This window comes from Vibrio chagasii (assembly GCA_041879415.1).
Lineage (GTDB): Bacteria > Pseudomonadota > Gammaproteobacteria > Enterobacterales > Vibrionaceae > Vibrio.
The window spans coordinates 1,243,265-1,267,950 of record CP090852.1 but is presented as its reverse complement, the minus strand read 5'-3'; the positions used below and the strand labels follow the sequence as shown (position 1 = coordinate 1,267,950).

Here is a 24,686-nt window from a genome sequence, read left to right as displayed (position 1 = left end):
CCACGTAAACGCTATCAAATTGGTACTTTTAATGAGTCAGTCACTTTTTATTACATTTAGCTTTTTGCTCTTTACAGTAATTGTAGCGCTATATTCTTATCGAAAAACGAAAGGAATAAGTGAAGAGGGTGTGTCCGGTTTTTTCTTAGCTGGCAGGGGGTTATCCGCCTACTTCATTGTGGGTTCACTGTTGTTGTCTAATTTATCTGCCGAGCAACTGATTGGGCTAAATGGCAACGCATATCGATTTGATATCAGTGGTATGGCTTGGGAGAGTACAGCCGCCATCGCGACTATCATCATGGCGCTGTTCTTTCTTCCTAGGTACTTGAAGCGAGGGCTAACCACCATTCCTGAATTTTTGGAAGAACGATTTGACGCCCACACCCGCCGTATGATCAGCATGATGTGTCTGATTGGCTACGTTATTATGGCCAATCCAGTGAGCCTCTATCTCGGCTCAATCACAATTGAGAAAATGTTTCACATACAAGAGATGGTCAATATAGATTACTTCTGGGTAATCGCTGGGTTGTCATTGGCTATGGGTGCTGTAGGTGGGCTATATGCCGCAATTGGCGGGCTAAAAGCAGTGGCAATTTCAGATACGATTAACGGAGTTCTGTTACTACTCGCTTCTCTGCTTATTCCTGTTTTGGGTTTAATGATGCTAGGGGATGGCAGTGCGCTAACTGGAATTGAAGAACTAATAAAGAGTAACCCAGAACAACTCAACGCCATTGGTGACGCAGATAGCAGCGTCCCATTCTCAACCATCTTTACTGGCATGATTGCGGCGAACTTATTCTACTGGTGTACCAACCAGATGATCATTCAGCGTACCCTTGGTGCTAAGTCTCTTTCTGAAGGTCAAAAAGGCGTGTTATTCGCAGGCTCTATCAAACTGATTGTGCCTATCGTTATGGTACTGCCAGGGCTCATCGCTTTTAAGATTTACGGTGATACTCTAGAACTGCCTGACTTAGCATACCCAACACTGGTGAAGTTGATTCTTCCTTGGTGGTTAACTGGCCTATTTGCTGCCGCGTTGTTTGGTACAGTGATCAGCCACTTTAATAGTATTGTGAACGCAAGTGCGACCTTGTTTGCCCTCGATTTCTACAGCCCGTTAATGAAGTGTAATGATGAGAAGAAACTGGTTAGAGTCGGTAAAATGACGTCACTCGGTTTTGCGCTAATCTCTATTATTATCTCTCCGTTACTATTGGAGTTCCCAAGCGGTATCTTTGATCTGCTGCGTCGATTCACTGGCTTCTATAATATTCCGGTTATCGCGATTGTGTTGGTTGGCTTTTTAACGACTAAGGTGCCAGCGAAAGCAGCGAAGTTTATCCTACCTTTCCATATCGTTGTTTACAGTGCTTACAACTTTATCTTCAAGGATGTGATTACCGTTCATTACATCCACCTAATGGGGATATTGTTCGTGCTGGAAATCTCGATTATGTTGCTGATCGGCCATTTCTCACCAAGTCATGCTTATGTCGAGAAAATGAGCAAGCCTCAGATTCCTATGGCGAAGTGGCGTTATGCCGAAGCTTATAGTGTATTTATGGTCGCGGCATTAGTTCTCATTTATGTTACGCTATCGCCACTTGGTATTGCTAACCCTAACGGGGTACCAGTAACCTACCCATATTTGGTTGCCGCTATCGTTTTTGGCGCGACTGTGATTATTGTTAAACTCGTTAAGTCTTCAGGTTTACGTCCTTATGCGAAAAAAAGCCACTCAAACTGTTAAGATCGATGACGTTGCGCTTCACGCGAGCGTCTCACCATCTACGGTTTCTCTCTATATCAGAAAGCCTGAAAAGGTCTCTAAGAAAACTGGCGATAAGATTCAAAAATCAATTGATGAGCTTGGCTATGTTTACAACAAGATCGCGAGTCAGTTTACTGGGAGCAAGAGCAAAAGCATCTCTGTCATTGTCCCATCTATTGCCAATGAAGTGATCAGTGACATTCTGCAGCAGTTAGAGGAATTAGTTAGCCCAAAAGGCTTCCAACTAAAAATAGCGTCCCATGATCACAACTTAGATAAAGAAGAAGAGCAGGTTCGCTCAATGCTTGAGTGGTCACCTTCGATTCTAATCATCACAGGCCAAGAGCATACTGATGCGACCAACAAGATGCTTAAAGGAAGCTCTGCGACTGTCATCCAGCTACTCGATTTAGGTGGTGATACCGATATTCGAGTCGGGCTTGAACACGAAAAATCTGGCTTTGATACAACCCAATATCTTATTGATTCAGGCTGTAAGAAAATCGCTTATTTTTCAACGCGCTATAAAGATGATATACGTGCTCAAAAGCGATATATCGGATACTGCGAAGCGCTTCGTAGTGCAGAGCAACAAGAGCCAGTGCTCATTGATATCCCTTACACGCGAAACTCTTACGAAGATACGCGACGCCATCTCTCGCAAGCCCTAGCAAACCATCGGGGCATTGATGGGATTGTTGCTACCAATGATGCGATCGGTATCGGCGTCATCTTAGAAGCAACACAAAGAGGTATCGCCATCCCAGAGCAACTCAGTGTAATTGGTTTTGGTGACTTCTCAATAAGCTCATGTTTGACTCCAATCAGCCTATCCAGTGTGAATCTTAATAGTCAAATTATCGCTGAAGAGCTGGCTAACTTAGCTTTCGAAAGCTTTCACGATGAGAACTTTGTACCAAGAGTGGTCGACACGGGCTATAGCATTGTCCCACGAGATTCAACAAAGCTAATCTGCTAATAATAAAAAGCCCCAGAGCATGACACTCTGGGGCTTTTTAAACATTTGACGGTTAATGTAATCAGCGGTTTTCTATCAACATGGTGCCAGCGCCGGTATTCGACACGGGTGCGTGATAGCTGCTTTTCAGCACATCAAGCTCGCCCGTCAATGCACCACGCATACCAAGCCACATAATGAATTCCGCACCTTGTGCACCACCCTGCTCTACTAGGTCGTAAATCGAAAGCTTAGTCAGCTCTTCTGGGTTGTCGATCAGTTTCTTCATGCAGTAAAGGTCGAACTCTTTATTGATAAAGCCAGCACGCTCACCGTCTAGCTGGTGAGAAAGACCACCAGTGCCAAGCACAACAACCTTCAAGTCTTTATCGTAGCTTTCTACTGCCTTACCAATCGCTTTACCTAGGTCGTAACAACGTTTAGGTGATGGCATTGGGTGCTGTTCTACGTTGATACATACCGGGATCACCTTCATGTGACCGTAGCTGAAGTTTGGCCACATCAGCTGCATTGGTACAGTTAGACCATGGTCAACTTTCATCTCTTGGCAGATGGTAATATCGAACTCGTTCTCAACCAGTTCGTTACAGATGTGCCACGACAGCTCTGGGTCACCGTTGATCTCTGGAATAGTAGGAATACCCCAGCCTTCATCGGCATTCTTATAACTTGGTGCGGCACCAATGGCGAAGGTCGGTTTCTTATCAAGGAAGAACTCTAAGCCGTGATCGTTATAAAAAACGACCGCAACATCTGGTTGAACTTCATCTAGCCAGTGGTGAATCGGTGGATATGCATCAAACAGAGGCTTCCAGTATTCAGTTTGTTGTAGATTGTTCTCAATTGCTTTACCAATTGAAGGAATGTGGGAAGTGGTAATTCCGCCAACGATCTTTGCCATAACTATTTCCCTGCCTCTACTAACATCTGTTTAAATTCTTCAACTGTCATACCCGTTTGCATTGCACCAATGTCTTGCATGTTGAGTCCCAACATACCTACGAATTTGGCAAGGTAATAGATACTGCCACCTTCTGCGATCAACCCTAGAACGTCACGCTCTTTGATCGCGGTCTTTTGAGCTTCCGTCAGTCCATACTTGTCACAGTAGGCCATTTCATCGGCTGAAAACGCATCGCGTCCCGCTTGCTCGTTAAGTGAATGACACATCTTGTTCAAGCCATAGCCTTTACGCGCCATCGCGCCATCAAACATGGTTGTGCCGGGGATCGGCTTATTATTTAGGTAAGTCATGTTACACGCTCTCCGGCCAGTAAAGTTTCATTGGATTAGTGACGAGTAGTGCTTGCTGTTTCTCTACCGTAGTGGCAATTTGTGGTATCACATCCACTAAGTGACCATCGTCTGGAGTGTGTGACTTCATGTTTGGATGTGGCCAGTCGGTACCCCAAAGTACGCGGTTTGGAAACAGATCAACCAAGGTTTTAGCGAACGGCACCACATCGGAGTAATCCGGTGGCGTTTGAGTCAAACGCTCTGGGCAGCTCACTTTGCACCAGATATCTGGGTTACGCTCCATCAGGGAAATAAACTTGCCGAACTCTTGGCTATCAACACCTTTTGCCACATCAGGACGACCCATGTGGTCAATCACTACCGTCATGTTAAGCTCTTCTAAAAACGGCGTTACATCATCAATATCTTGCGCTTCAAAGTAGACCACAACATGCCAACCTAATGGGCGGATCTTCTCAGCGATAACTTTAAGCTTTTCAGTTGGCACTGTATCAACTAAGCGCTTCACAAAATTAAAGCGGACACCACGAACGCCGGCTTTGTCCATCGCTTGTAGCTCTTCGTCAGTGACAGTTTCGTCAACGAATGCAATGCCACGAGCTAACTCACCAGCGGTCTCTAGCGCATCAACAAGCGCGCGGTTATCTGTACTGTGGCAAGAAGCTTGGACAATCACATTACGGCTAAAGCCTAAGTGATCACGCAGGGCAAAAAGCTGCTCTTTTGACGCGTCGCATGGGGTGTACTTACGCGCCGGAGAGTAAGGGAATTTAGCCGCAGGACCAAAAACGTGACAGTGGCTGTCCACTGCGCCTTCTGGCACCACAAACTTCGGCTTGCTTGGATTTGGGTGGAACGGTAGGTAATCAGCGTCCATGTTTCTTCCTTGTTATTTTCAGCAGGCTTACAGTCCAAATACGGTGCCATCGAACAGCTTTCTTGCTGTGCGAAGGATCGCGGCGGACTTCACTTGATTTTGTTCAACGTCTAGCACCACGCTCATCTTTCCGATTGGGTGTTCAACATCGATATGTATTTGTTTTTCTATTTCGACTTCAGCAAGTTGCTTTGCTGGGGCGTCATTCAAGATGCAGGCACTCGCGACACTCACTGCGCCCAATACACCGATCGACGCATGGCAGCGATGGGGGATAAAAGTTCGCGTTGAAATACCACCACCATATTGAGGTGCGCTCACCAGTGTCATTTTCGGCACACTTAGCTCACGAACATCGCCGAGATTCATCATTGGCCCAGCTTGCAGGCGTATCGACTCCAGACGTTGCTTAAGTTCGGAGTTGTCATCCAATTGCTCGCGAGATTCATCGCCTGTGAGGCCAAAATCTTGCGCTCTTAGCACCACGACAGGCATACCGTTATCAATCAGAGTTACGCTCACGTCATCAATCACGTCGACTTCGTTCCCCGTTGGCAATAAAGCACCGCAGGTAGAGCCCGCCGTATCTTCAAAGCAGACCGCTAGCGGAGCCGCGGTATTAGGAACTCCATCAATATGGCAGTCACCAGCATAGGTCACTTGCTTGTTTGGGGTTTGCACAGTAACCGTTGCTACCTGCTGCGTGTTCTCCATAAAGATGCGGACCGAGGTTTGGCCCTCTTGTGCTTCTACTAATCCACGTTCAATCGCAAACGGTGCAACACCCGCTAAAATATTGCCACAATTTTGCTTGCCACTAATAAGCTTTTGGTCAACAAATACCTGTTGAAATAGGTAGTCAACGTCGACGCCTTCACGTTTTGACGATTCCACTATCGCAACCTTCGAAGTGAGTGGGTCTGCGCCGCCAATACCGTCGATCTGTCTTGGGTCCGGGGTACCCATCATCGACAGTAAAAACTGCTCACATGCTTGCTCGTTCTCTGGTAAATCCTTGCGCAGGAAATAGGCTCCCTTTGATGTACCAGATCGCATCCACATGCATGGTGCACTGAAGGGATGGCTAGACATATTTCAGCCCTTTCTCTTCTAGGCGGCCGCGCATTTGATAGATGTCCAGACCCAACTCGCCATTCGCTAATCGAACACGCTTTGCTTCTTCACGTTCCATGCGCGCTAATGATTCATGCAGAACCTCTTCCGCCTCCTCGCGACGCACAACTACAACGCCGTCTTCATCCGCAACCATCACATCACCTGGGTAAACCAGAGCGCCGGCACAATTCATTGGTACGTTCACCGAACCCAGTGTCTCCTTGATGGTACCTTCACTGAAGATCGCCTTAGACCATACTGGGAAATTCATTTCACGCAGGTCACGAGTGTCACGTACGCCACCTTCGATGATAAGGCCGACCACGCCGCGCGCTTGCGCCGATGTCGCTAGCAAGTCGCCAAAGAAGCCGTGATTAGAAGGGGAAGTCGGTGCGAATACTAAGAAGTCACCGGCTTTTGCTTGCTCGATCGCTACGTGCATCATCCAGTTATCACCCGCTGCACCTGAGATGGTCAATGCAGAACCCGCAACCGCGTCGCCTTGGAAAATTGGGCGCATGTAATGAGCCAATAAGCCTTTACGGCCCTGAGCTTCATGAATGGTAGCCACACCACATTGACGCAAGCCTTCAATAAGCTCTTTGTCTGCGCGCTGAATATTTTGTACTACGACGTTGTTCTGCATTTGTGTTCCCTCTTAATACATTTCGGCAGGTGAATCCCTTCAAAGGTGGTTACTGCTCGCTGATGTATTCACTATAAAGAGGTGCTGACAAAGGCGATATTTCAATTATTTCGCAAGGTATAAGATTTTGAGATAGGGAGTGCAATTACACCCGTTACCGCTTAGGTGCTGCGCCCTGCACTATCGGTAATCTTCAAAAATTGAATGGGTGTTAGGAAAAAACAATTATCGCGAGAAAGAGGGTTTTGCTAGCGTAGTGACAAATAACGATAAGGAGTGAATCATGATTCAATGTCGACTCATAGGGCAGAATATCCAACGTTCTCAATCGCCAGATTTTCACAATGCCCTTGCTGAAAAGCTTAATATTGAACTGCACTATCAACTCGAAGAGCTGACCACCAACAGCGCAGAAGCACTCCACCAGCACACTACAGACTTGTTCGACAACGAGATTGATTCAGCCAACGTTACCTACCCCTACAAAGAACAAATACTATCGGTCGCCGATCAGCTCGCGCCTTGTGCCAAGCGAGTCGGTGCAGCTAACACGCTGGTTAAACGTGACCAAGAGGTCATCGCTTACAACACAGACTACAGTGGCTTTATCGCTGCATTTAACCAATTTGCTCAGCACAAGCCGGGCAAAGTAGTAGTGCTTGGTTGTGGTGGCGTCGGCAAAGCAATCTGCTTTTCACTGGCCGATCTCGGTGCGACAGAGATCGCAATATATGACCGGGATCTAACAAAAATGAATAGCCTAGCGAAGCTACTTGCGGCTGAGAATATAGATACCGTATGTTTGAATGAAACGACGCTAGAAACAGCGGTACAGAAAGCAGACGGTGTCCTCAATTGCACGCCCATCGGTCACTATCAAACACCCGGTTGCCCAATTGAAACCTCTTGGTTACAGGAGCAAGCTTGGTGTTTTGATGCCGTATACACACCGCGTGAGACAGAGTTTCTAAAAGCCGCACAGCAGAAATCGATCAATACGTTGAGTGGCTTTGAGCTCTTTTTCCATCAAGCCCATGATGCGTTCACCCTGTTCACTGGTGCCCAAGTTTCAACTCAACAACTCAATACTTTTAAGCAAACACAGCTTGCGAATTTACGTTAAGGACAATGACCCAATGAAAAAAATCTTAATACTCAACGGACCAAACCTGAATCTACTTGGCACACGTGAGCCTGCACAATACGGCTACGAAACACTGGCTGACGTAGAAGAAAACTGCCGCAAAGTCGCAGCGGGGTACGGTTATGACGCTGAGTGTTTTCAAAGCAATACTGAAGGCAGCCTAATTGATGCCATCCACAAAGCTGGGCGTGAGTTTACTCAAGGTGAATGCGCTGGCGTTGTGTTTAACCCGGGTGCTTACACGCATACATCGATTGCTCTTCACGATGCGATCAAAGGGGTTGAGGTACCAGTGGTTGAAGTACACATCTCTAACGTGCATGCACGCGAAGCTTTCCGCCATCACTCGTACATTTCACCTGTCGCTGCAGGCACCATCATAGGTATGGGCACAAAAGGCTACAAATTAGCGTTAGATTTTCTGTTAGATAAGTAATCAAACTGAATATGTTGAGAGGCGCTTTGAAGAAGTCATTGTAAGCAGATCGGCTTGAGCAACGCCCTATCAATCGCAGTCGCTATCTAAAGAAAGGGAGCATCGCTAAGTTGCTCCCTTAATTGATCTTGAGTACAACTGAGTAATCGTGTGGGTTACGAGCCTATCTCTACCGTGATCTCGGTTTTTACAGAATTGGCGATGAAGCAGTTACTGTGCGCCAAATGGTGCAACTTTTCGAGCTGTTTATCCGTCGGGCGCTTATCACCAACAAATTGAATTTGGGGTCTAAGCGTCACGTGGCTAACCCAAGCTCGCCCCGCTTTATCTTCTTCAAGAACACCTATCGCATCATCAACGTAAGACTCAATCACGTACTTACGCTTAGCTGCAATGCCCAAAAGCGTCAGCATGTGACAACTGGCAATCGCGGCAATAAACGCTTCTTCAGGGTCAACATTTTCTTCAACAGAGAGTGGCAGTGGCACCACATGAGGCGATGATGAAGCGGGGACAATAACGCCACCGTCGAACTCCCACGTATGCCCGCGACTGTATTGATTATCGCTAAATACCTCATCGTCACCTTTCTGCCAGCGAATCAGAGCACCATAATCCGACATACTTTTCTCCTTAGCGATCCGCAGGGTGATTAACCCCATCATTGGTCACAACATCACCAATATCAAAAGGGTTCACCCCTTCTAAACAACCAATATTGAATCCGTATTCATTTGGGCTAGAGCGACGTTGATGGTGGGTATAGATACCACAGTTCGAACAGAAGTAGTGCTTCGCGGTGTTGGTATTGAATTGATATAACTTGAGATGCTCTGCACCTTTGAGGATCTTGATACCATCTAGCGCAACAGAGCCAACAATCGCCCCTTTACGACGACAGATAGAGCAATCGCAGCGACGCGGCTTTTCGATGCCGTTAGGTAGGCTGAGCTCAAACTCCACCGCACCGCAGTGACAGGTCGCTTTATGAAATGGTTTGATCACCGTATTGCCAACTATTTTCATTGTTCTCTCCAGTAACATCCATGTATTGCTCACATCATAACCAGTTCAGCCACTTCTGTCCGCAGCCTCGTTTTCAGTTCGAGAGTTTTGTCATATCGCGTTAATTAATTGATTTATCGGTCAAACGACCAAAATTATCGATTAGGAAATCCAAAAATAGTCGAATTCGCTTAGGTTGATACTTCTTGCTGATGTACACCACATTCAAATCGGCGCTCGATACAGAGGTTGAGGTATTGAAGTTTTTCATATAACCATTAAGCAAAGTAACAAGGCGTTGGTTATTGATGTCATCTTGCACATCCAACACGGATTTGAGCGCAATACCCTCGCCTTTTAATGCCCAGTAGCGAATCACTTCGCCATCGTCTGAGAATCGCTTTGGCACAACGGTAATCGACTTCTTCATGTCGTGATCTTGAAAGTGCCAAGTCTTGAGTTCCTCATTGCTACGCAGCATTGCCAAACAATCGTGGTCTGCTAAGTCTTGAGGCGTTAGAGGCGTTCCATGCTTGGCAAGATATTCAGGAGAAGCACACAACACACGTCGGCTCGGGGATAAACGTCTTGATATCAAACTGCTGTCAACCAACTCTCCGTAGCGAATCACCACATCCATGCCCGACTCTGCAATATTCGACAAGTTATCGTTCAAATACAGGTAAGGGATCACGTCGGGATATTGCTGACAGAACTCAGAGAGAATCGGAAGAATGTATTGCTTACCGATGTCTTTCGGCGCGGCGATCTTTAATGGACCTTTAACCTCTTTGACGCCATTTTGAATCAGGTTTTCGGCTTCGCTAACGTTATCCAATATCTCTAGACACGCCTTGTGATACAGCTCGCCAGAGTCAGTTAAAGATACATGTCGAGTACTTCGATTCAACAGCTTCACGCCATATCGCTCTTCCAGTGCTTGCAACCTTGCCGTCATGGTCGCAGGTGATAAGCCTAGCTCTCGCCCTGCTGCAGCCAACCCTTGATGCTTAACGATACTGACGAACATCGCCATGTCTGAAAACTTATCCATGCTACTTCTTCCTCGCCACACTGTTCATATAAGCCGAATAATGAATTCACATTTTAGCCAATTATCAAAATTAATCGAATAAATATAATGGCAACCATCAGCAGAACACGCAGGAATTCAGAACATGAACAACGTAGTAACGAACCAAGAAAAAAGCACTTTCGTCATCATTGGTGGCACGTCTGGCATCGGTAAAGCATTAGCTATGCAATTGAGAAACGAAGACAACACAGTACACATTGCGAGCCGACATACAGGCGTTGATATCAGCAATGAAAAGTCGATTTGCGAGTACTTCGAATCGATTGGTCCCTTCGATCATTTGGTGGTCACGGCTGGCTCATCTGCTCCCGCAGGAAAGGTGACCGACGTTGCTCTTGAAGACGCAAAAACGGCATTTGATACCAAATTTTGGGGCAGCCTAAACGTCGCCAAGCATGCGATGCGTTACATCAAACCCAAGGGTTCTATCACGCTCACCACAGGCATGTTGTCACGTAAAGTAGTCTCAGGCACTTACGTAAAAACCGCCATCAACGCCGCACTAGAGAGCGTGACTAAAGTGCTTGCAAAAGAACTCGCTCCTATTCGAGTGAACGCCGTCAGCCCAGGCTTAACCATGACCGAAGCCTACAAGAATATGGACGACTCATCTCGTAGCGCCATGTACGACAACGCCAAGAAGAACTTGCCTGTTGGCAAAGTCGGTGATGCTTCAGAGGCCGCCATGGGCTACCTGTTCGCGATTAATAACCCATATGTGACCGGCTCAATTATCGACATCGATGGCGGTGCGCTACTCGGCTAAAACACCTCGCAAAGAGATAAAGAACAACCGTTAGAACGTGTACCTAAGCGTCCTAACAAACCAGAATTTACATAGGCATATCATCATGAAAAAAGAACAGATCCCATTCCAAGTTTGGATACTGACACTCGCAGCATTTGCAATCGGCACCGCTGAGTTTGTTATCGCAGGTATCCTTCCACAAATTGCCACATCCCTTTCGATCACCGAAGGCCAAGCAGGTTATCTAATCAGCGCTTATGCGTTAGCTATCGTTATCGGCGGGCCAATCTTAACCATCTATCTTGCTCGCTTTAATAAGAAGATGGTGCTGATTGGATTAATGGCGCTATTCATTATTGGTAATGTCTTGTCAGCCCTAGCGCCTAACTACTCATTGCTGCTCGCTAGCCGTGTGATTGCAGGCTTAGTTCAAGGGCCTTTCTATGGCATAGGTGCGGTTGTTGCGACCAACCTAGTGTCGGAAAAAATGGCAGGCCGCGCGGTTGGTCAAATGTTCGCAGGCTTAACACTGGCTAACGTTCTTGGCGTTCCCGCTGGTACATGGATTAGCTTACAGTTCGGCTGGCACACCACCTTCTTTACCGTGGCTGCACTTGGCACCATCGCAATGATTTCTATCCTAACGTCAATCAAATCAAGCGGTCATAGCGAAGCGAAAGACATCAAAACTCAACTAATGGCATTTAGAAATCCAATGCTTCTTATCAGCTTGGCGATCACCGCTTTTGCTTGGTCTGGGTTTATGACGCTTTACGGCTACCTTGCGCCTATTGCCATGCACATCACGGGCTACGGTCAAGACTCAGTCACTTGGATCTTAGTCATTGTCGGTGTGGGCTTAATCATAGGTAACACATTGGGTGGCCGCTCTTCCGATAAAGATTTAGGCAAAGCTTCCATGTTTTGGGCAATCGCGATGATCGCTTCACTGGTTGTGGTAGGCCTAGTGGTAGACAACAAAATCCTATTCGTTGCAGCTGCATTTGTCTTTGGTATTGCATCATTTGCGAACGTTCCTGCCATGCAACTTCGAGTAATGAACCACGGTGGCGAAGGACAAGAACTTGCTGCTACAGCCAACATTTCAGCCTTTAACCTAGCGAATGCCTTCGGTGGATTCCTTGGTGGCATGGTACTCGACAGCCAGCTAGGCGCAGGCATGATTCCATTCGCAGCCGTTGTTGTTCCTGTAATTGGCTTGCTACTTATCGTCAAAGCCAACCGAGCTGATAAGCCTCAGAGCAACTCGATTTTCAGCCCAGCGGAAAGCAAGTAATCCGCTCTATAACCCGAATACAAAACTAAAAACATTGAATTAAAAACATTGAATTAAAACAAGGTAGATACCATGAACAAATTATTCGAAACATCAGCACTCAAAGGTCTAGCACTGCAAAACCGTGTCGTTATGGCACCTATGACTCGCGCTCGTACTAGCCAACCAGGAAACGTGCCAAACGATATGATGGCGACCTACTACCAGCAGCGCGCCAGTGCGGGGTTAATCATCACTGAAGCGACACAGATATCCGATGATTCTCAAGGCTACTCATTCACTCCCGGCGTTTACACCGATGCACAAATTGAAGGTTGGAAGTCAGTAACCAAAGCAGCCAAAGAACAAGGCGCAGCGATATTCTGTCAGCTCTGGCATGTCGGCCGCGTGTCTCACCCTACCTTTCAAAAAGGCGAACTGCCGATAGCACCGTCAGCTTTGGCTCCGATAGAAACTCAGGTGTGGATTTCTGATGAGAATGGCAACGGCAACATGGTCGATTGCATCCAACCAAGAGAGATGACCCAAGCAGACATCGATCGAGTGGTTCAAGATTTTGCGAACGCAGCAAAGAAAGCCATCAAGGCAGGCTTTAATGGAGTGGAAATCCACGGTGGCAATGGCTACCTGATTGACCAGTTCCTAAGAACCAACTCAAACAAGCGCAACGACAACTACGGTGGAAGCCGTGAGAACAGACTTCGCTTCCTGATTGAAGTGGTTGATGCTGTGATTACAGAGATAGGTGCCGATAAAGTTGGCGTGCGTTTGGCGCCATTCATCACCTTCAAAGACATGAACTGCCCAGACATAGTGCCAACAATTTTGGAGGCTTCGAAAGCAATGCAAGCTCGTGATATCGCTTATCTGCACTTATCAGAAGCCGACTGGGATGATGCACCGGTTATCCCTGAAAGCTTCCGAGTCGAACTAAGAGAGTTGTTCTCTAACACCATCATCGTCGCTGGCAGCTACACACCACAACGCGCCGAAGAAGTGCTAAGCAAAGGCTACGCGGATCTCGTCGCATTTGGTCGCCCATTCGTGGCTAACCCAGATCTCGTGTCACGCTTACGAAACGGCAGCGAACTATCAGAACTTGATGGGACTACCCTCTTCGGCGGTAACGAAAAAGGCTACACCGATTATCCTGCGTTGTAGTGGATTTTGACATGACAGTGTTGCCCTAAGTTTTACAACAAGCAAAAGAAAGGCTCGCGTGACTAGTGCGAGCCTAATGCAGTTTAGGGGGTAAACCACAATCTGATATTAATTTGGGCTAATTATTTAACTTATGAGCCATTATGCACTTGCGCGCATTGATATTCCATTTTTAAATGATTCACGGCAATTAATCAATCGATAAAAGTTAGCGTTTGGTCAATTTAAACCACATAAATAACAGTGATTTAGTGAAGTGTGTCTACTAATTCATCAGAAAGCCCATACCAATCAGATTTATAGGCTTTTCATTTGCCAGTAGCCTTCACCATTGGTTGCAAGCTGACTATGCAAATAATCGAGCGTGTCAGCAACCGTCCCTGCAATGCCTTGTGGTGGGTTAAATAACAGCAAGCCACTACCAATAAGGCGGTCATCCCCTTTAGGATCGCGCAGTCGTAATTCCGACTTTATCGGACTTGGCAACAAGCCATCTGTCACCGCTGTCACACAGTGGTCCAATATTAGAGAGCTTCGATCATCCGTGTATAACGGATACCAAATTAACGCAGAGACTCTCTCTGACTGTTGATAGGCCTTAACCAAAGCATCAATCACCGCGAGATATTCGGAATCCGTTTCGTAAGGTGGGTCGATCACAATCAGGTGCTGGCTATCGTGTTTCGCAACATCGTCAGGCAGTGCTTTAAGCCCGTCGCCCGCAGTAATGGTCAGCTTGCTAGAGACATCCAGATCTCGTTGTAACTTCTCAATATTGGTTTGCAGTAAGTCGGCTTCATCTTGCTGAATATCGGAGAAATAGAAACTATCTTGGCTACGACCTTGTTGATAGGTAATCGCCGCCGATCCGGGATACAGCGTAATAAGTTGATTCGGATTGTAGTATTCCAACACCGACATAAAAGATGCGAATGACTCAGGAAGGTAGGCCTTGTTTCGCCAAAGGTACCCAACCCCTTCTGCAAACTCGCCAGCGTGATTACTTGGCGCAGTGGTTAGGTCGTAACACCCTGTACCTGAGTGAGTGTCGATAACATTGAGGCGCGAATGCTGCTGCATTAATGACTGAACCAGAGCACTTAATACAGGGTGCTTCAGTGCATCACCGTGGTCGCCTACGTGACATTGATGTCGATATTCCATTCCCTTGCCTCATTTCTACTAACGTCATATAAACATACTTCATATCATTAGTGCTTGCCTGCTCAACCCGTCGTTTTTTGAAATAGGCTCTCTTTTCTCTAACTAATTGACTCTTAAATAAAATAAAGCCCTTCGTTCGGTTAAAAACGAAGGGCTAAAGTAAACTCACTTACTGAGTTGCAGCATTATCAAAATAGATAACTTAAGGGTACTCACCCTCAACTTCTACCGGCGGTTTCACTTGATAGTGACAAGGCTGTAGGCCAAGTAATTTCGGAAGGGTGATACCGACCGAGATTGAAGACCATGTACCACTCGCAATACCGACAACCAATGCAATCGCAAAACCTTGTAGCGCTGCGCCACCAAGCAACCAAAGCGCAGATACCGTTAACAAAGTCGTACCTGAAGTCACCATGGTACGAGAGAACGTCGCTTTGACTGATTCGTTAAGCAGGTTATCAGTATCACCGTTAGGGTTGCCACGTAGCATCTCACGGACACGGTCAGCAATGATGATTGAGTCATTCAGTGAGTAACCTAAAATCGCTAATACCGCCGCTAGCACCGTTAGGTTGAACTCAAACTGAGTCAAGGCGAATAAGCCGAAGATAATCGTCACGTCGTAAATGATCGCAGCCAGAGCACCTAGAGCTAAACGCCATTCAAATCGTACACTTAGGTAAAGCATGATCATTAAGAAACACACCAATACCGCTAAGCCACCTTGGTCAACCATGTCTTGACCCACTTGAGGGCCAACCACACTGCTGTTCAGTACTTTTACTTGGTCACTCACCGATGCCAAGGCATCAACTAAGTTGGTTTGCGGTGCGTCTGTCAGTTGGCTGTAGCGAATAGTCCAGCGGTCTTGCTCTGCCATGCCAACCACTTGCACGTCTTGTTGGAAAGCGGCATCAAGCTGTGTTTTCAGCGCGTCTTTGGTCACTTGATCAGAAAGTTGAACCTCAGCAACCACACCGCCTGTAAAGTCCAAGCCCCAGTTAAACCCTTTCACGGCCACCAGCATTACTGAGCTCATGAACAACACAATAGAGATTACCGACATCACCTTACGAAGGAGAGTCATATTACTATTTGAAAAATAGCGTTCTGAAATTGTCATTTTTGTTGAAGTACTCATGCTTAAATCCTTACATCGTGGCGTTGGTCACGCCCCCAAACCAAATTGATGATCGCTCGTGAAGCAAAAATGCCCGTAAACATACTGGTTAGAAGACCTAAGCCCAGTGTCAAAGCAAAGCCTTGAATTGGTCCGTTACCAATGGTGTAAAGAGCGACAGCTACAATCATGGTGGTGAAGTTAGCATCGAAGATAGACGAGAACGCGCTATCGAAACCACGATCGATGGAGCTAGCAAAGCTGCGTCCTTCTTTCATTTTGTCTCGAATACGTTCGAAGATAAGTACGTTAGTATCCACCGCCATACCAACGGTTAATACCAAGCCAGCAATTCCCGGCAGTGTTAATACCGCACCCGGTAGCAATGCGATCAGACCAAACAGCGTTACCATGTTAACGATAAGCGCACCATTCGCGACCCAACCAAGACGGCGATACCATAGCGCCATAAACGTAAGAGTAAGACCAAGACCAAGCGCCAGTGCAGCAAAGCCGTTAGTCACGTTTTCTGCGCCCAAAGATGGACCAATGGTACGCTCTTCAATGATGGTAACAGGCGCCGTTAGTGAACCTGCGCGAAGCAACAGAGCAAGCTCTTGCGCTTCAGCCATGCTGCCTGCACCAGTAATTCTGAAGCGGCTACCCAATTGAGATTGGATGTTCGCAACGCTGATCACTTCACTGGTTTTCTCGCTGTTACCGGCTCTGTCACGGCTGTACTCGCTGTACACGGTCGCCATTGGCTTACCGATATTATGACGAGAGAACTCAGACATTTTCTTACCACCCGCAGAATCTAGGGTGATGTTTACTTCTGCGCTGCCCATTTCACCAATGCCACTGCGTGCATCAATAATATGTTCACCACTTAGTACTGCTTTGCGAGCTACAACCACACGGTTGCCATCGGTATCTTTTAGCGTTTGAGTGTTGCGCGTTGGGTTGTCGTAAACCGAGTAGAACGCCAATGATGCTGTGGCACCAATCACGTCTTTTGCAGCTGCAGGATCTTGTACACCCGGCAATTCGATACGGATACGGCTTTCACCTTGGCGTTGAATTGAAGCTTCGGTGATACCTAGCTCTTCAATACGGCTGCGCATGATTTGTAGGTTTTGTTGAACCGTTAGGTTGCGAAGCGTGCGTTGTTCCTCTTCTGATTGCGTTAGAGTCAGCTTTTTGTCTGAGCTGTCACGTAGCCATTGCGGGAACTCTTCACGAATCAGCTTTTGCGCCTTTTCAAACTCCGCATCGGTACGGAAGTTAAATTCCACTTTGTCGTTTACAACTTTACCGCGGGCATAACGCACTTGGCTGGTGACCTCGTCCACCACGGCTTGAGCTTGCGCGTGGTAAACCGGTTCCATGTCTACTTCGAGTAAGAACTGCACACCACCACGTAGGTCAAGGCCTAGCTGAATCGGTGCAAAACCCATGTCAGTCAGCCATTTTGGTGCCGCAGGCTCCATTGCTAACGCGACGGTTGCAGTATCAAGCAGACGCTCATTCAGTACTTCTTTCGCTTTTGCTTGCTGCTCGGCATCTTCTAAGATCACGACTAAACGCTTGTCTTTCTGATAAGCCGATTTAGCTTGGATGCCTTCGCTCGCTAGGTATTGAGTCACCTGCGTCGCGTCGATGGTTTGCTCAGAGCGATTGTTAATTTGTACCGAAGCATCTTCGCCATACCAAGACGGTAAAGCGCTCAGAATCATGATGATAATGGTGGTAATAAGTACCACGTATTTCCACTTCGAGTAGTGGTTGATTTGTTTTCTTGGAATGCGTTTTTTCACAGTCAAGATCTCTTATTTTAACTAAGTTTTGTGAACGCGAACGATGGCTAACCGCAACCAGACCAGACTGATTGAACGGCAGCAGAGTACATTCGCGAATTGTTTTTGGGATTGGCTAGAACAACGAACACAGGGGATCGTTGATGCGACCAATCAGGGGCAAACGATTAGCTAAGAAGTTCTCGGAAATGTGAATATTGGATGTTGCCCTCTTTCCACCCCGATAAACGGGAAGGCGGAGAGCTGACAATACTGGTCCAGTGCTGTTTGAGGTCCAACATAGGGGTTGTCGCTAACAGCGAAGCCAGTAAAGAAGGGGGAGAGAAGTCAATCAGCAAGTGGTAAGCAGGCTCAAGATCGGGCGCGCTTTCTTGCTCATTAGTTGATATACGTCGGTAAGTGGTCGCTTGAAGGCTAGATTCAGTATCGTGATAGTTAGAGCTGTCACCTACTGACGAAGCGCCTACTTGAACTTTATCGCACTCCAAATAGGCCGATGGGTCATCAATGGCAGCGTTCTGACACTGTTTTTGCGCGAAAGATTGCTGTTGAGCAGTCTCGATTTGAAACGGCTTAGAAGGAAACGAATAGCCGTTAGAATTCACTAAGCCAAAGCTCAGTAAAAACAACATTAAGACTAATCGGGTACCCAGTTTAAGCAATCTTATATCCAAACAACATTCTCGTAGATCGCCAATCTACAACACAAATGAAACGCTGTCTTGATTTAAAACATTTTTTTAGAAAATGATTCGATGCACCGATTAAGCTTCGATGCTTCTAAAAAAAGAAAAAGCCAAGCAACTAGGCTTGGCTTTCCATTACGTATGCGTCCAACGCTGATTGTTATGACGCTTTAGGTCGCATGATGTTCTTAACCTTACGGCTATTTTCACCAAAGATACGTTGCACTAACGCATTCATATCTTCTGCTGAAATCGATCTCGCCATTCGTTCCACTTGAGATAAAGCATCGATATCGTAGCCATGCAGTAGATAACGAGATACATACCAGGCTTGGTCAATAGAGCTCATCTCAAGAGGCTTAAAATCAGCTTCAAACTGTTTCACCACCGCATGCATCTCTTGCTCAGAGACACCTTGTAGAAGGTCGCTAATGACCTTATCGATTGCCACTTCTACTTTTTCGACATTCTCTGGCGCGACCATCGCACCAATAACCCACTCAAGAGACGGCTCCCCATCGGCAGATGCTGAGTAGGTATAAGGCGAGTAATCTAAGCTTAATTCTTCACGAATATAGCTATCTAAACGAGTCGCCAGTAGGCGCTCCAGTAAGCTTTCCATGAAAATATCTTTTGCCGTGAAGTCTTGCTCGGTAGCGCTTGCGGGTTCAGAGATCACTCGCAAGATATACTCAGCACTATTTACATTGTTAATCGCCAAATCAATACGTGACTCCAGTGGCTGGTTGTATGCCACTTTAAACTCAGGTACCGCGGCTTTTTCCAACGGAATAGAAGCCAAGTACTGCTGAACCAAAGGCTTCAATACACTTGGGTCGATATCACCAACGACCACCAGCTGGTTATGTCTCATTTGACCAAACAGCTGCTGATGAAGATTATCGACATCTTCCACTGAAACCTCTGCAACACGCTCTTTATCAACCAACAGGTGACGACTATCCGGACTATAGATATTTTGGTTTATTGCGCGCTCAAACTGACCGACAGGACTGCTCAAGAAAGATTCTTGTCCCTGTACAAATTCTTGCTTCACCGCCTCTAATTGCTCAGGGTTGATTTTAGGTGCTGTGATGAAGGTATACAGCGCAGCAAATGTATCTTTTAGCCCATCTTTCTGAATATTAAATTCAATGCCATGACGGGTATTGCCAATGAAACTATCAGCTCGGATATCTTCACGGTCAAAATAAGCAAGTAGCTCAGATCCCGTAAACTCACCTACACCACTTCGAGCAAACGTCGGCAATGCAACTTCAACCGCTGGGTATAAGCTCGGATCTAAAGCGGCTTTTCCGCCGAGGCTCATATACATCACACCAACATCATCACCCGCAGCATAATCACGCAGGTACCACATATCGACGCCATTGCTTAACGTCCATTTCTGAATGTATGGATCTACCGACATTTGTTCTACCAGCACAACCTCGCCCGTCGAACTAGGAACGGCGAAGGCACTTGCAGAAGCAATAACGAGCGGTGGGGTTCCTGGTTCGCTATAAGTCGCTTTTAAGCTGTCTAAAGAATTGACGACAGCGGTTCTATCTTCAGAGTCGTCCATCCCGATAACAAGGAAGTAATCATCAGAAAGCAGATTCTTGATGTTGTCGTTGATCGTTTCAAGGTTTAGATTAGCGATGAATGCCTCTAAGCTGGCTTGATAGTCTTTCTGTGATTGGACGATTCGACCACTGGCAAGCGCACTCGCTTTATCGCTCGCGTGATCAGCGCTATCAAACTTATCCCAATCATCTTCAATGTTATCCAGCAGGTCTTGGTAGTAGTGCTGCTCGGCAACGATATCCGTTTTCGACACGCCAAAATCACGCAGTGATGCCAACGTTGAGAGAAGCTCCTGTTGGATTACGTCGCGCCCACCATTTGGGAAACCGACACTGATTGATGAATAATTCAGAGCTCCCATCTGATAGTTTTCAGATGCTACCCATTGGGTCGGCAAGGCTGCGTCATTGAATACCGTTTCGAGTCTTTGACGAATGAGCTGTAGAGCCGTTTCATCCAACCAACGCTGATGTTGTTGAGCATGGTTTTCGATGCGATACAGGCCACGATTGAACGTTAAAGTGATGCTTGGCGCTTCTCTGCCTGCATACTCAACATAATCACCCTCATTAAACGAAGTCGTATTCTGTTTCTCTGGTCTTGGCGTTTCACCGCGCTCCCAACCCGAAAACTTCTCTTCAATCATTGGAATCAAGGTGTTGAGGTCAACATCACCAGAAATCACTAACTCTGCGATCTGAGGTTGATACCAAGTCTGGTAAAAGTCACCTAGGCCTTGCGAGGTTGCATCAACAACTGACGCTTTGGTGCCCAATGAATCTTGAGAGTCGTAAGGACCGCCTTCAATGAAGTGGTCGTAAAATATCTCTCCGAATGACTTATCATCAAGGCGAGCCATGCGGAATTCTCCGAGAATGACGCCTTTCTCTTTTTCAACTTCTGAGCTGGCAAGATCGAGACCATCCCCAATGTCACGTATCCAGGTCAAAGCTGACTCTAATTGGAGGTTATCTGGCAAATCTAATTCATACACCGTCTCTTCATAAGAGGTATAAGCATTTAAGTCCGCGCCGAAACTAGAACCCGCATCTTCAAATAGACGAATCACATCGTTTTGAGAGAAATTCTTGCTACCATTAAATGCCATGTGCTCGACAAAGTGAGCGTAGCCTTCTTGTTGAGGTGTTTCTTGAATAGAGCCCGCGTGCACGACTAAACGTACAGATACCGATGCTTCATGATCTGGATAAATATGGTAGGTAAGACCGTTTTCCAACTGACCTGAAGTCCAGGCAGGATCTGGTTGGATTAATTGTTCAGTGATGTTTGATGTTGAGCTACACCCCACCACAGATAGGCATATTGCCGTTGCTAAATAATATGTTTTCATAACAACCTCTTACTGTTATTGACTGACAATATACAGACTGAGCTTATGATTATTATTTAATATACAACCAAATAAGTATCTTTGTGACTTCGATCTTCATTTTATAAATCATCGTACGATTTGCGAGATCGTTACATATCTTTAAGTAGCGCCTCTACATGCCTTTAAACAGAGCTTGTGAGGCACGGCTGATTGGCAACTTGTCACCGGATACATACGCCGACATCTGACCGGACAGTCCTTTTTTGACCTTATCAATAGCCGACACTTTCACCACCACTGAACGATGGATCTGCCAAAACTCATCCGGATTAAGTTGAGCGAGTAACTCCTTTAGAGATACACGAAGAATAAACTCCTCTAATAGCCCACCGTGCCCTTTCTTGAATATCGATACGTACTTATCTTCGGCTTTGAAATACGCCACATCATCAACGGCGATCAGGTGAATGTCTTCGCCAACGCTGGCTTTGAGCCACGTGAGATACTTTTTCTGCGACAAATAAGGAGGCTGCGTTTGCTGTGACGCCGATTGTGACAGTTGCTGAAGTTGACTCATGAGTGCAGCAATGTCGGGTTGTTCTGGCATGTGACCGGACTGTGTTTGATTACTTGATAAGCGCGCTTGAACCTTCTGACAGGTAGCAAGCAGGCGCTCTTCATTGATTGGCTTGAGTAGGTAATCTATCGCATTGTGCTCAAAAGCTTTAACTGCATACTCATCGTAAGCCGTAATAAAGACCACCAGCGGCGGTGATGCAAGCTTGTTCAATTGTTTGGCTAGCGAAATACCATCAAGCTCTGGCATGCGAATATCAAGAAAAGCAACATCAGGTTGTAGCTGCTGAATGCTCTGCATAGCCTCTGTCCCATTTTTTGCCTTGCTGACAATCTCTAGCTCAGGCCAAACCTCAGCAAGACTCTTATCCAAGTGATGCCTTAACAGTGCTTCATCGTCTGCGATAATTGCCGTCACGCTGGGCTTTAGTCCTGAGTTGATCATTATTATTCCTTAAAATTCACACTGTAAATCGTCTGTTTTCGTAACAGTACTTAGAGTTTCAGAACTGCATTCTCGGAGCTAGTTTCGCTGATGAACGGCAACAAGATAGTCGACACCACGCCGCCATTCGCTTGCTCTGTGATCGTCAGGCTCGCCTTATCTCCGTATAGGGTATCAATACGCTGACGAATATTACTCAAACCAACACCATGACCAGCAGCAATAGACGGTGCTGTTAGCCCCACACCACTGTCTGATACTTCAATTTTAATCTGGTCGTCTTGTTGAACAATTCGGATATTAACTTCACCACCAGTAGCCTTAGGTTCAATTCCGTGTGTTAACGCATTCTCAACCAAAGGTTGAATCAAGAAAGGTGGAATCACTTGTTGTTCGCTGATGTCGTTGGTTTCAATCGAGAACGTCAAACGATCATCTAATCGTATTTTCTGAATGTTCAAATAAGCGTCTAGCAAGTCGACCTCTTGCGCGATGGTCGACTGCTCGGTACGGCTATTTTTCAAAGTAACACGCAACAAATCAGTCAATTTTTCAAGCATCAACTTAGCTTTGGCGCTGTCACTCTCAATCAATACATTGATGGTCGCAAGAGTGTTGAACAAAAAGTGCGGCTCAATTTGGCTTTGCAGCTGTTTTAACTGGCTAAGTACCACGACCTTTTCTTGATCAGCTTGGCGACGCTTCGCCACCTCTAATTCATTGTCGGCACGTAACTGCTGCTCTCTTGTGTAGAAGTAGTAATAACAAACGGAACAGAAGATCACCCCAAGCAACATCACGGACTTGAGATCGGAAAGGTTAGAGCCGAAAAAGCCGTTCAACCAATAGTGTGCATTCAAGGTACCCACCACCATAGCAATGAGCATCGAAACACCGACTTCAAATACACGAGATTCACGTTTAAACCACTTAACCAACACAAACGAAGAGCCAACCGCGCTGTAGCCAAAACCGAAACTGATAGCCAAATTAAGCGTTAAACCGCCTCCCCAAATCGTATTGGTTGTAATTGCAATAAGAACGCAAAATAGCGTGGTGAACGCAAAGCTTTTAATCCATGAAAAGCGACTATTTGAAGAAGTGTCCATTAAAATCGTCCTTTGATATTTAAAAGAATCATATGACTATCCGGTAAGTTGGCGTAAGCAGAATCACTTTTACCGCCTAGAAATCGTGCAGCAAGTTCCAATTCCAACGATGAATCGCCATTATCGAAAGCCTGATAATTGAGCCACTGCGTAGCAATAAAGCCACCATCTTGTGGAGACAGCATGACATCAAATGTTGGCGTGATATCTTCAAGCCAGCCATGTGTCGAGTCCAAAGACCAGTGAAACATGAGGTTGTGTTGAACCAAATTGGCGTGTTGATAGCCTTGAGCGTAAGAGCCCGCCAACGATATTGCCATGGGATTAAGAGACAAAGACTCCGCATTCTCTAAAGCGCTTTGCCACTCACTATCACTCCAAGCGCGGCTATCAAACCAGTATTCCAGTACTACATTGTGACCCGTGTCATTGGCCCATGTCAGTCCGACTAAGGCTTGATAAGCCTCGCCCTGCTCTTCTAGATAAACCGGTTTATGCAGTGAATTGGACTGGCTGTAGCCCAAACTTTGTCGCTGATAAACCATCGAACCGTGAAACTCCCATGCGAGGTTCAATACCGACACCAAGCTCGCTCCAAGCAAACCGTGGCGTACATCGTCGTAATAAGCGACCCATTGATATTCGTGATCGCCTACTAAGTTGTAACGCCGTAAACCGAACCCTTGTTGCTGATTCTGCTTTTCGAACTGATTCACGTCCTGGGAAGTCCATGATGAGTCGCTGTAAAGTAGTGTCCATTCGCCCGTCATATCGAACAGTGACGCTGAAGCCACACCTGCGCCCTCTTCTGCGACAATGCCCACTGGGTTTTGTCGATAAGGCTTGATGATGTCTAAAGGTCGGTAGCCATAACCAACGCCCCAATCTAGGCGAACCTTGCCGAGCGTGACATCGAGGTAATGATCTCCGATTACTGAATTCGACACCTCAACACCACCTTGCCAAAACAACTCACGCACAATGAATTCCGATTCAAAGCTCGCGTCTTGGTCTTGAGGAGTATTACTCAAAATGTCATTGGCTTTTACGGCAAACAGCCCAAGCCAATTACCATATCCAACCTCAAGATCCAGCAAGCCATTGAGTGACTGACGGTTGTCAGGTTCGAAAGGGCTAAATGGCGACTCTCTCGATTCAACGGCCTCAGCACTCAGTTGCCAGTCCCACGCTAGGCTCAGATCGTCCGCTTGAGTCGTGTTACTCACACAAGACAATGCAAGCAAGCTAGCGATTAAAGGCTTGATGTGGAATCGACGACTAAAAGCTCTCATGCCACCCAC

At 46.5% G+C, this 24,686-nt stretch carries 23 protein-coding genes; 7 read left to right on the top strand and 16 right to left on the bottom strand.

All coding sequences use genetic code 11. From position 1 onward, the window contains the following. Nucleotides 1–31: 31 nt before the first annotated feature. Complete coding sequence (locus L0991_19530) at nt 32–1,762, top strand: solute:sodium symporter family transporter (protein ID XGB64222.1); 1,731 nt, start codon at nt 32–34, stop codon at nt 1,760–1,762. Then, entirely contained in the window at nt 1,734–2,762 is a 1,029-nt protein-coding gene (locus tag L0991_19525) for a LacI family DNA-binding transcriptional regulator (GenBank protein ID XGB64221.1), read from the top strand. The genes L0991_19530 and L0991_19525 overlap by 29 nt, the downstream gene beginning before the upstream one ends. A gap of 61 nt (nt 2,763–2,823) precedes the next feature. On the opposite strand, the gene L0991_19520 is transcribed toward L0991_19525, so the two are convergent. From L0991_19520 to L0991_19500, 5 genes are read right to left on the bottom strand one after another with little or no spacing between them, the layout of a single operon-like run. Further along, nucleotides 2,824–3,663 (bottom strand): protocatechuate 3,4-dioxygenase, encoded by an 840-nt coding sequence (locus tag L0991_19520; GenBank protein XGB64220.1) that lies wholly within the window; start codon nt 3,661–3,663, stop codon nt 2,824–2,826. 2 nt (nt 3,664–3,665) lie between these two features. Then, nucleotides 3,666–4,016, bottom strand: a complete 351-nt coding sequence (locus L0991_19515) for a protocatechuate 4,5-dioxygenase subunit alpha (protein ID XGB64219.1) — start codon at nt 4,014–4,016, stop codon at nt 3,666–3,668. A 1-nt stretch (nt 4,017) separates the two neighbouring features. Further along, complete coding sequence (locus tag L0991_19510) at nt 4,018–4,896, bottom strand: amidohydrolase family protein (GenBank protein ID XGB64218.1); 879 nt, start codon at nt 4,894–4,896, stop codon at nt 4,018–4,020. 27 nt (nt 4,897–4,923) lie between these two features. Then, complete coding sequence (locus L0991_19505) at nt 4,924–5,988, bottom strand: 4-oxalomesaconate tautomerase (protein ID XGB64217.1); 1,065 nt, start codon at nt 5,986–5,988, stop codon at nt 4,924–4,926. Next, nucleotides 5,981–6,658: a 4-carboxy-4-hydroxy-2-oxoadipate aldolase/oxaloacetate decarboxylase gene (locus tag L0991_19500; GenBank protein XGB64216.1), complete on the bottom strand. Its 678-nt coding sequence runs from the start codon at nt 6,656–6,658 to the stop codon at nt 5,981–5,983. Before L0991_19500 ends, L0991_19505 begins: the two co-directional genes overlap by 8 nt. Before the next feature lie 283 nt (nt 6,659–6,941). On the opposite strand from L0991_19500, the gene L0991_19495 reads away from it, so the two are divergent. Beyond that, complete coding sequence (locus L0991_19495; protein XGB64215.1) at nt 6,942–7,781, top strand: saccharopine dehydrogenase NADP-binding domain-containing protein; 840 nt, start codon at nt 6,942–6,944, stop codon at nt 7,779–7,781. A gap of 13 nt (nt 7,782–7,794) precedes the next feature. Next, nucleotides 7,795–8,238, top strand: coding sequence for a type II 3-dehydroquinate dehydratase (gene aroQ, locus L0991_19490; protein ID XGB64214.1), 444 nt, complete (start codon nt 7,795–7,797; stop codon nt 8,236–8,238). Between the two features lie 155 nt (nt 8,239–8,393). Here the strand turns inward: aroQ and L0991_19485 are convergent, their stop codons facing one another. From L0991_19485 to L0991_19475, 3 genes are all read right to left on the bottom strand, one after another. After that, nucleotides 8,394–8,861 (bottom strand): OsmC family protein, encoded by a 468-nt coding sequence (locus L0991_19485; GenBank protein ID XGB64213.1) that lies wholly within the window; start codon nt 8,859–8,861, stop codon nt 8,394–8,396. Between the two features lie 10 nt (nt 8,862–8,871). Next, the gene (locus tag L0991_19480; GenBank protein XGB64212.1) at nt 8,872–9,264 is read right to left on the bottom strand and encodes a GFA family protein; all 393 of its coding nucleotides are present in this window, start codon (nt 9,262–9,264) and stop codon (nt 8,872–8,874) included. A 100-nt stretch (nt 9,265–9,364) separates the two neighbouring features. Then, the gene (locus L0991_19475; protein ID XGB64211.1) at nt 9,365–10,297 is read right to left on the bottom strand and encodes a LysR family transcriptional regulator; all 933 of its coding nucleotides are present in this window, start codon (nt 10,295–10,297) and stop codon (nt 9,365–9,367) included. Nucleotides 10,298–10,421: 124 nt separating this feature from the next. Here L0991_19475 and L0991_19470 point away from each other — a divergent pair, with 124 nt between their 5' ends. The 3 genes from L0991_19470 (at nt 10,422) to L0991_19460 (ending at nt 13,545) form a co-directional block, all read left to right on the top strand. After that, nucleotides 10,422–11,105, top strand: coding sequence for an SDR family oxidoreductase (locus L0991_19470; GenBank protein XGB64210.1), 684 nt, complete (start codon nt 10,422–10,424; stop codon nt 11,103–11,105). 85 nt (nt 11,106–11,190) lie between these two features. Beyond that, a complete protein-coding gene (locus L0991_19465) occupies nt 11,191–12,384 on the top strand; it encodes an MFS transporter (protein XGB64209.1) in 1,194 nt (397 codons plus the stop codon). 72 nt (nt 12,385–12,456) lie between these two features. Further along, nucleotides 12,457–13,545: an alkene reductase gene (locus L0991_19460; protein ID XGB64208.1), complete on the top strand. Its 1,089-nt coding sequence runs from the start codon at nt 12,457–12,459 to the stop codon at nt 13,543–13,545. A gap of 297 nt (nt 13,546–13,842) precedes the next feature. On the opposite strand, the gene rlmJ is transcribed toward L0991_19460, so the two are convergent. The 8 genes from rlmJ to L0991_19420 all read right to left on the bottom strand — a co-directional run bounded on the left by rlmJ (nt 13,843) and on the right by L0991_19420 (nt 24,677). Further along, nucleotides 13,843–14,709, bottom strand: coding sequence for a 23S rRNA (adenine(2030)-N(6))-methyltransferase RlmJ (gene rlmJ / locus L0991_19455; GenBank protein ID XGB64207.1), 867 nt, complete (start codon nt 14,707–14,709; stop codon nt 13,843–13,845). Between the two features lie 202 nt (nt 14,710–14,911). Continuing rightward, complete coding sequence (secF, locus tag L0991_19450) at nt 14,912–15,853, bottom strand: protein translocase subunit SecF (GenBank protein ID XGB64206.1); 942 nt, start codon at nt 15,851–15,853, stop codon at nt 14,912–14,914. Between the two features lie 2 nt (nt 15,854–15,855). Next, complete coding sequence (gene secD, locus L0991_19445; GenBank protein XGB64205.1) at nt 15,856–17,655, bottom strand: protein translocase subunit SecD; 1,800 nt, start codon at nt 17,653–17,655, stop codon at nt 15,856–15,858. A 161-nt stretch (nt 17,656–17,816) separates the two neighbouring features. Continuing rightward, nucleotides 17,817–18,281, bottom strand: coding sequence for a hypothetical protein (locus L0991_19440; GenBank protein ID XGB64204.1), 465 nt, complete (start codon nt 18,279–18,281; stop codon nt 17,817–17,819). A 214-nt stretch (nt 18,282–18,495) separates the two neighbouring features. Then, nucleotides 18,496–21,273 carry an insulinase family protein gene (locus tag L0991_19435; protein ID XGB64203.1) on the bottom strand — a complete coding sequence of 926 codons (2,778 nt, stop codon included), beginning with the start codon at nt 21,271–21,273 and terminating at the stop codon, nt 18,496–18,498. 154 nt (nt 21,274–21,427) lie between these two features. Beyond that, nucleotides 21,428–22,276, bottom strand: a complete 849-nt coding sequence (locus L0991_19430) for a response regulator transcription factor (protein XGB64202.1) — start codon at nt 22,274–22,276, stop codon at nt 21,428–21,430. Between the two features lie 50 nt (nt 22,277–22,326). Then, a complete protein-coding gene (locus tag L0991_19425; protein XGB64201.1) occupies nt 22,327–23,385 on the bottom strand; it encodes a histidine kinase in 1,059 nt (352 codons plus the stop codon). Further along, on the bottom strand, nt 23,385–24,677 hold the full coding sequence (locus L0991_19420) for a hypothetical protein (protein XGB64200.1): 1,293 nt from the start codon (nt 24,675–24,677) through the stop codon (nt 23,385–23,387). The genes L0991_19425 and L0991_19420 overlap by 1 nt, the downstream gene beginning before the upstream one ends. Between the last annotated feature and the right edge of the window lie 9 nt (nt 24,678–24,686).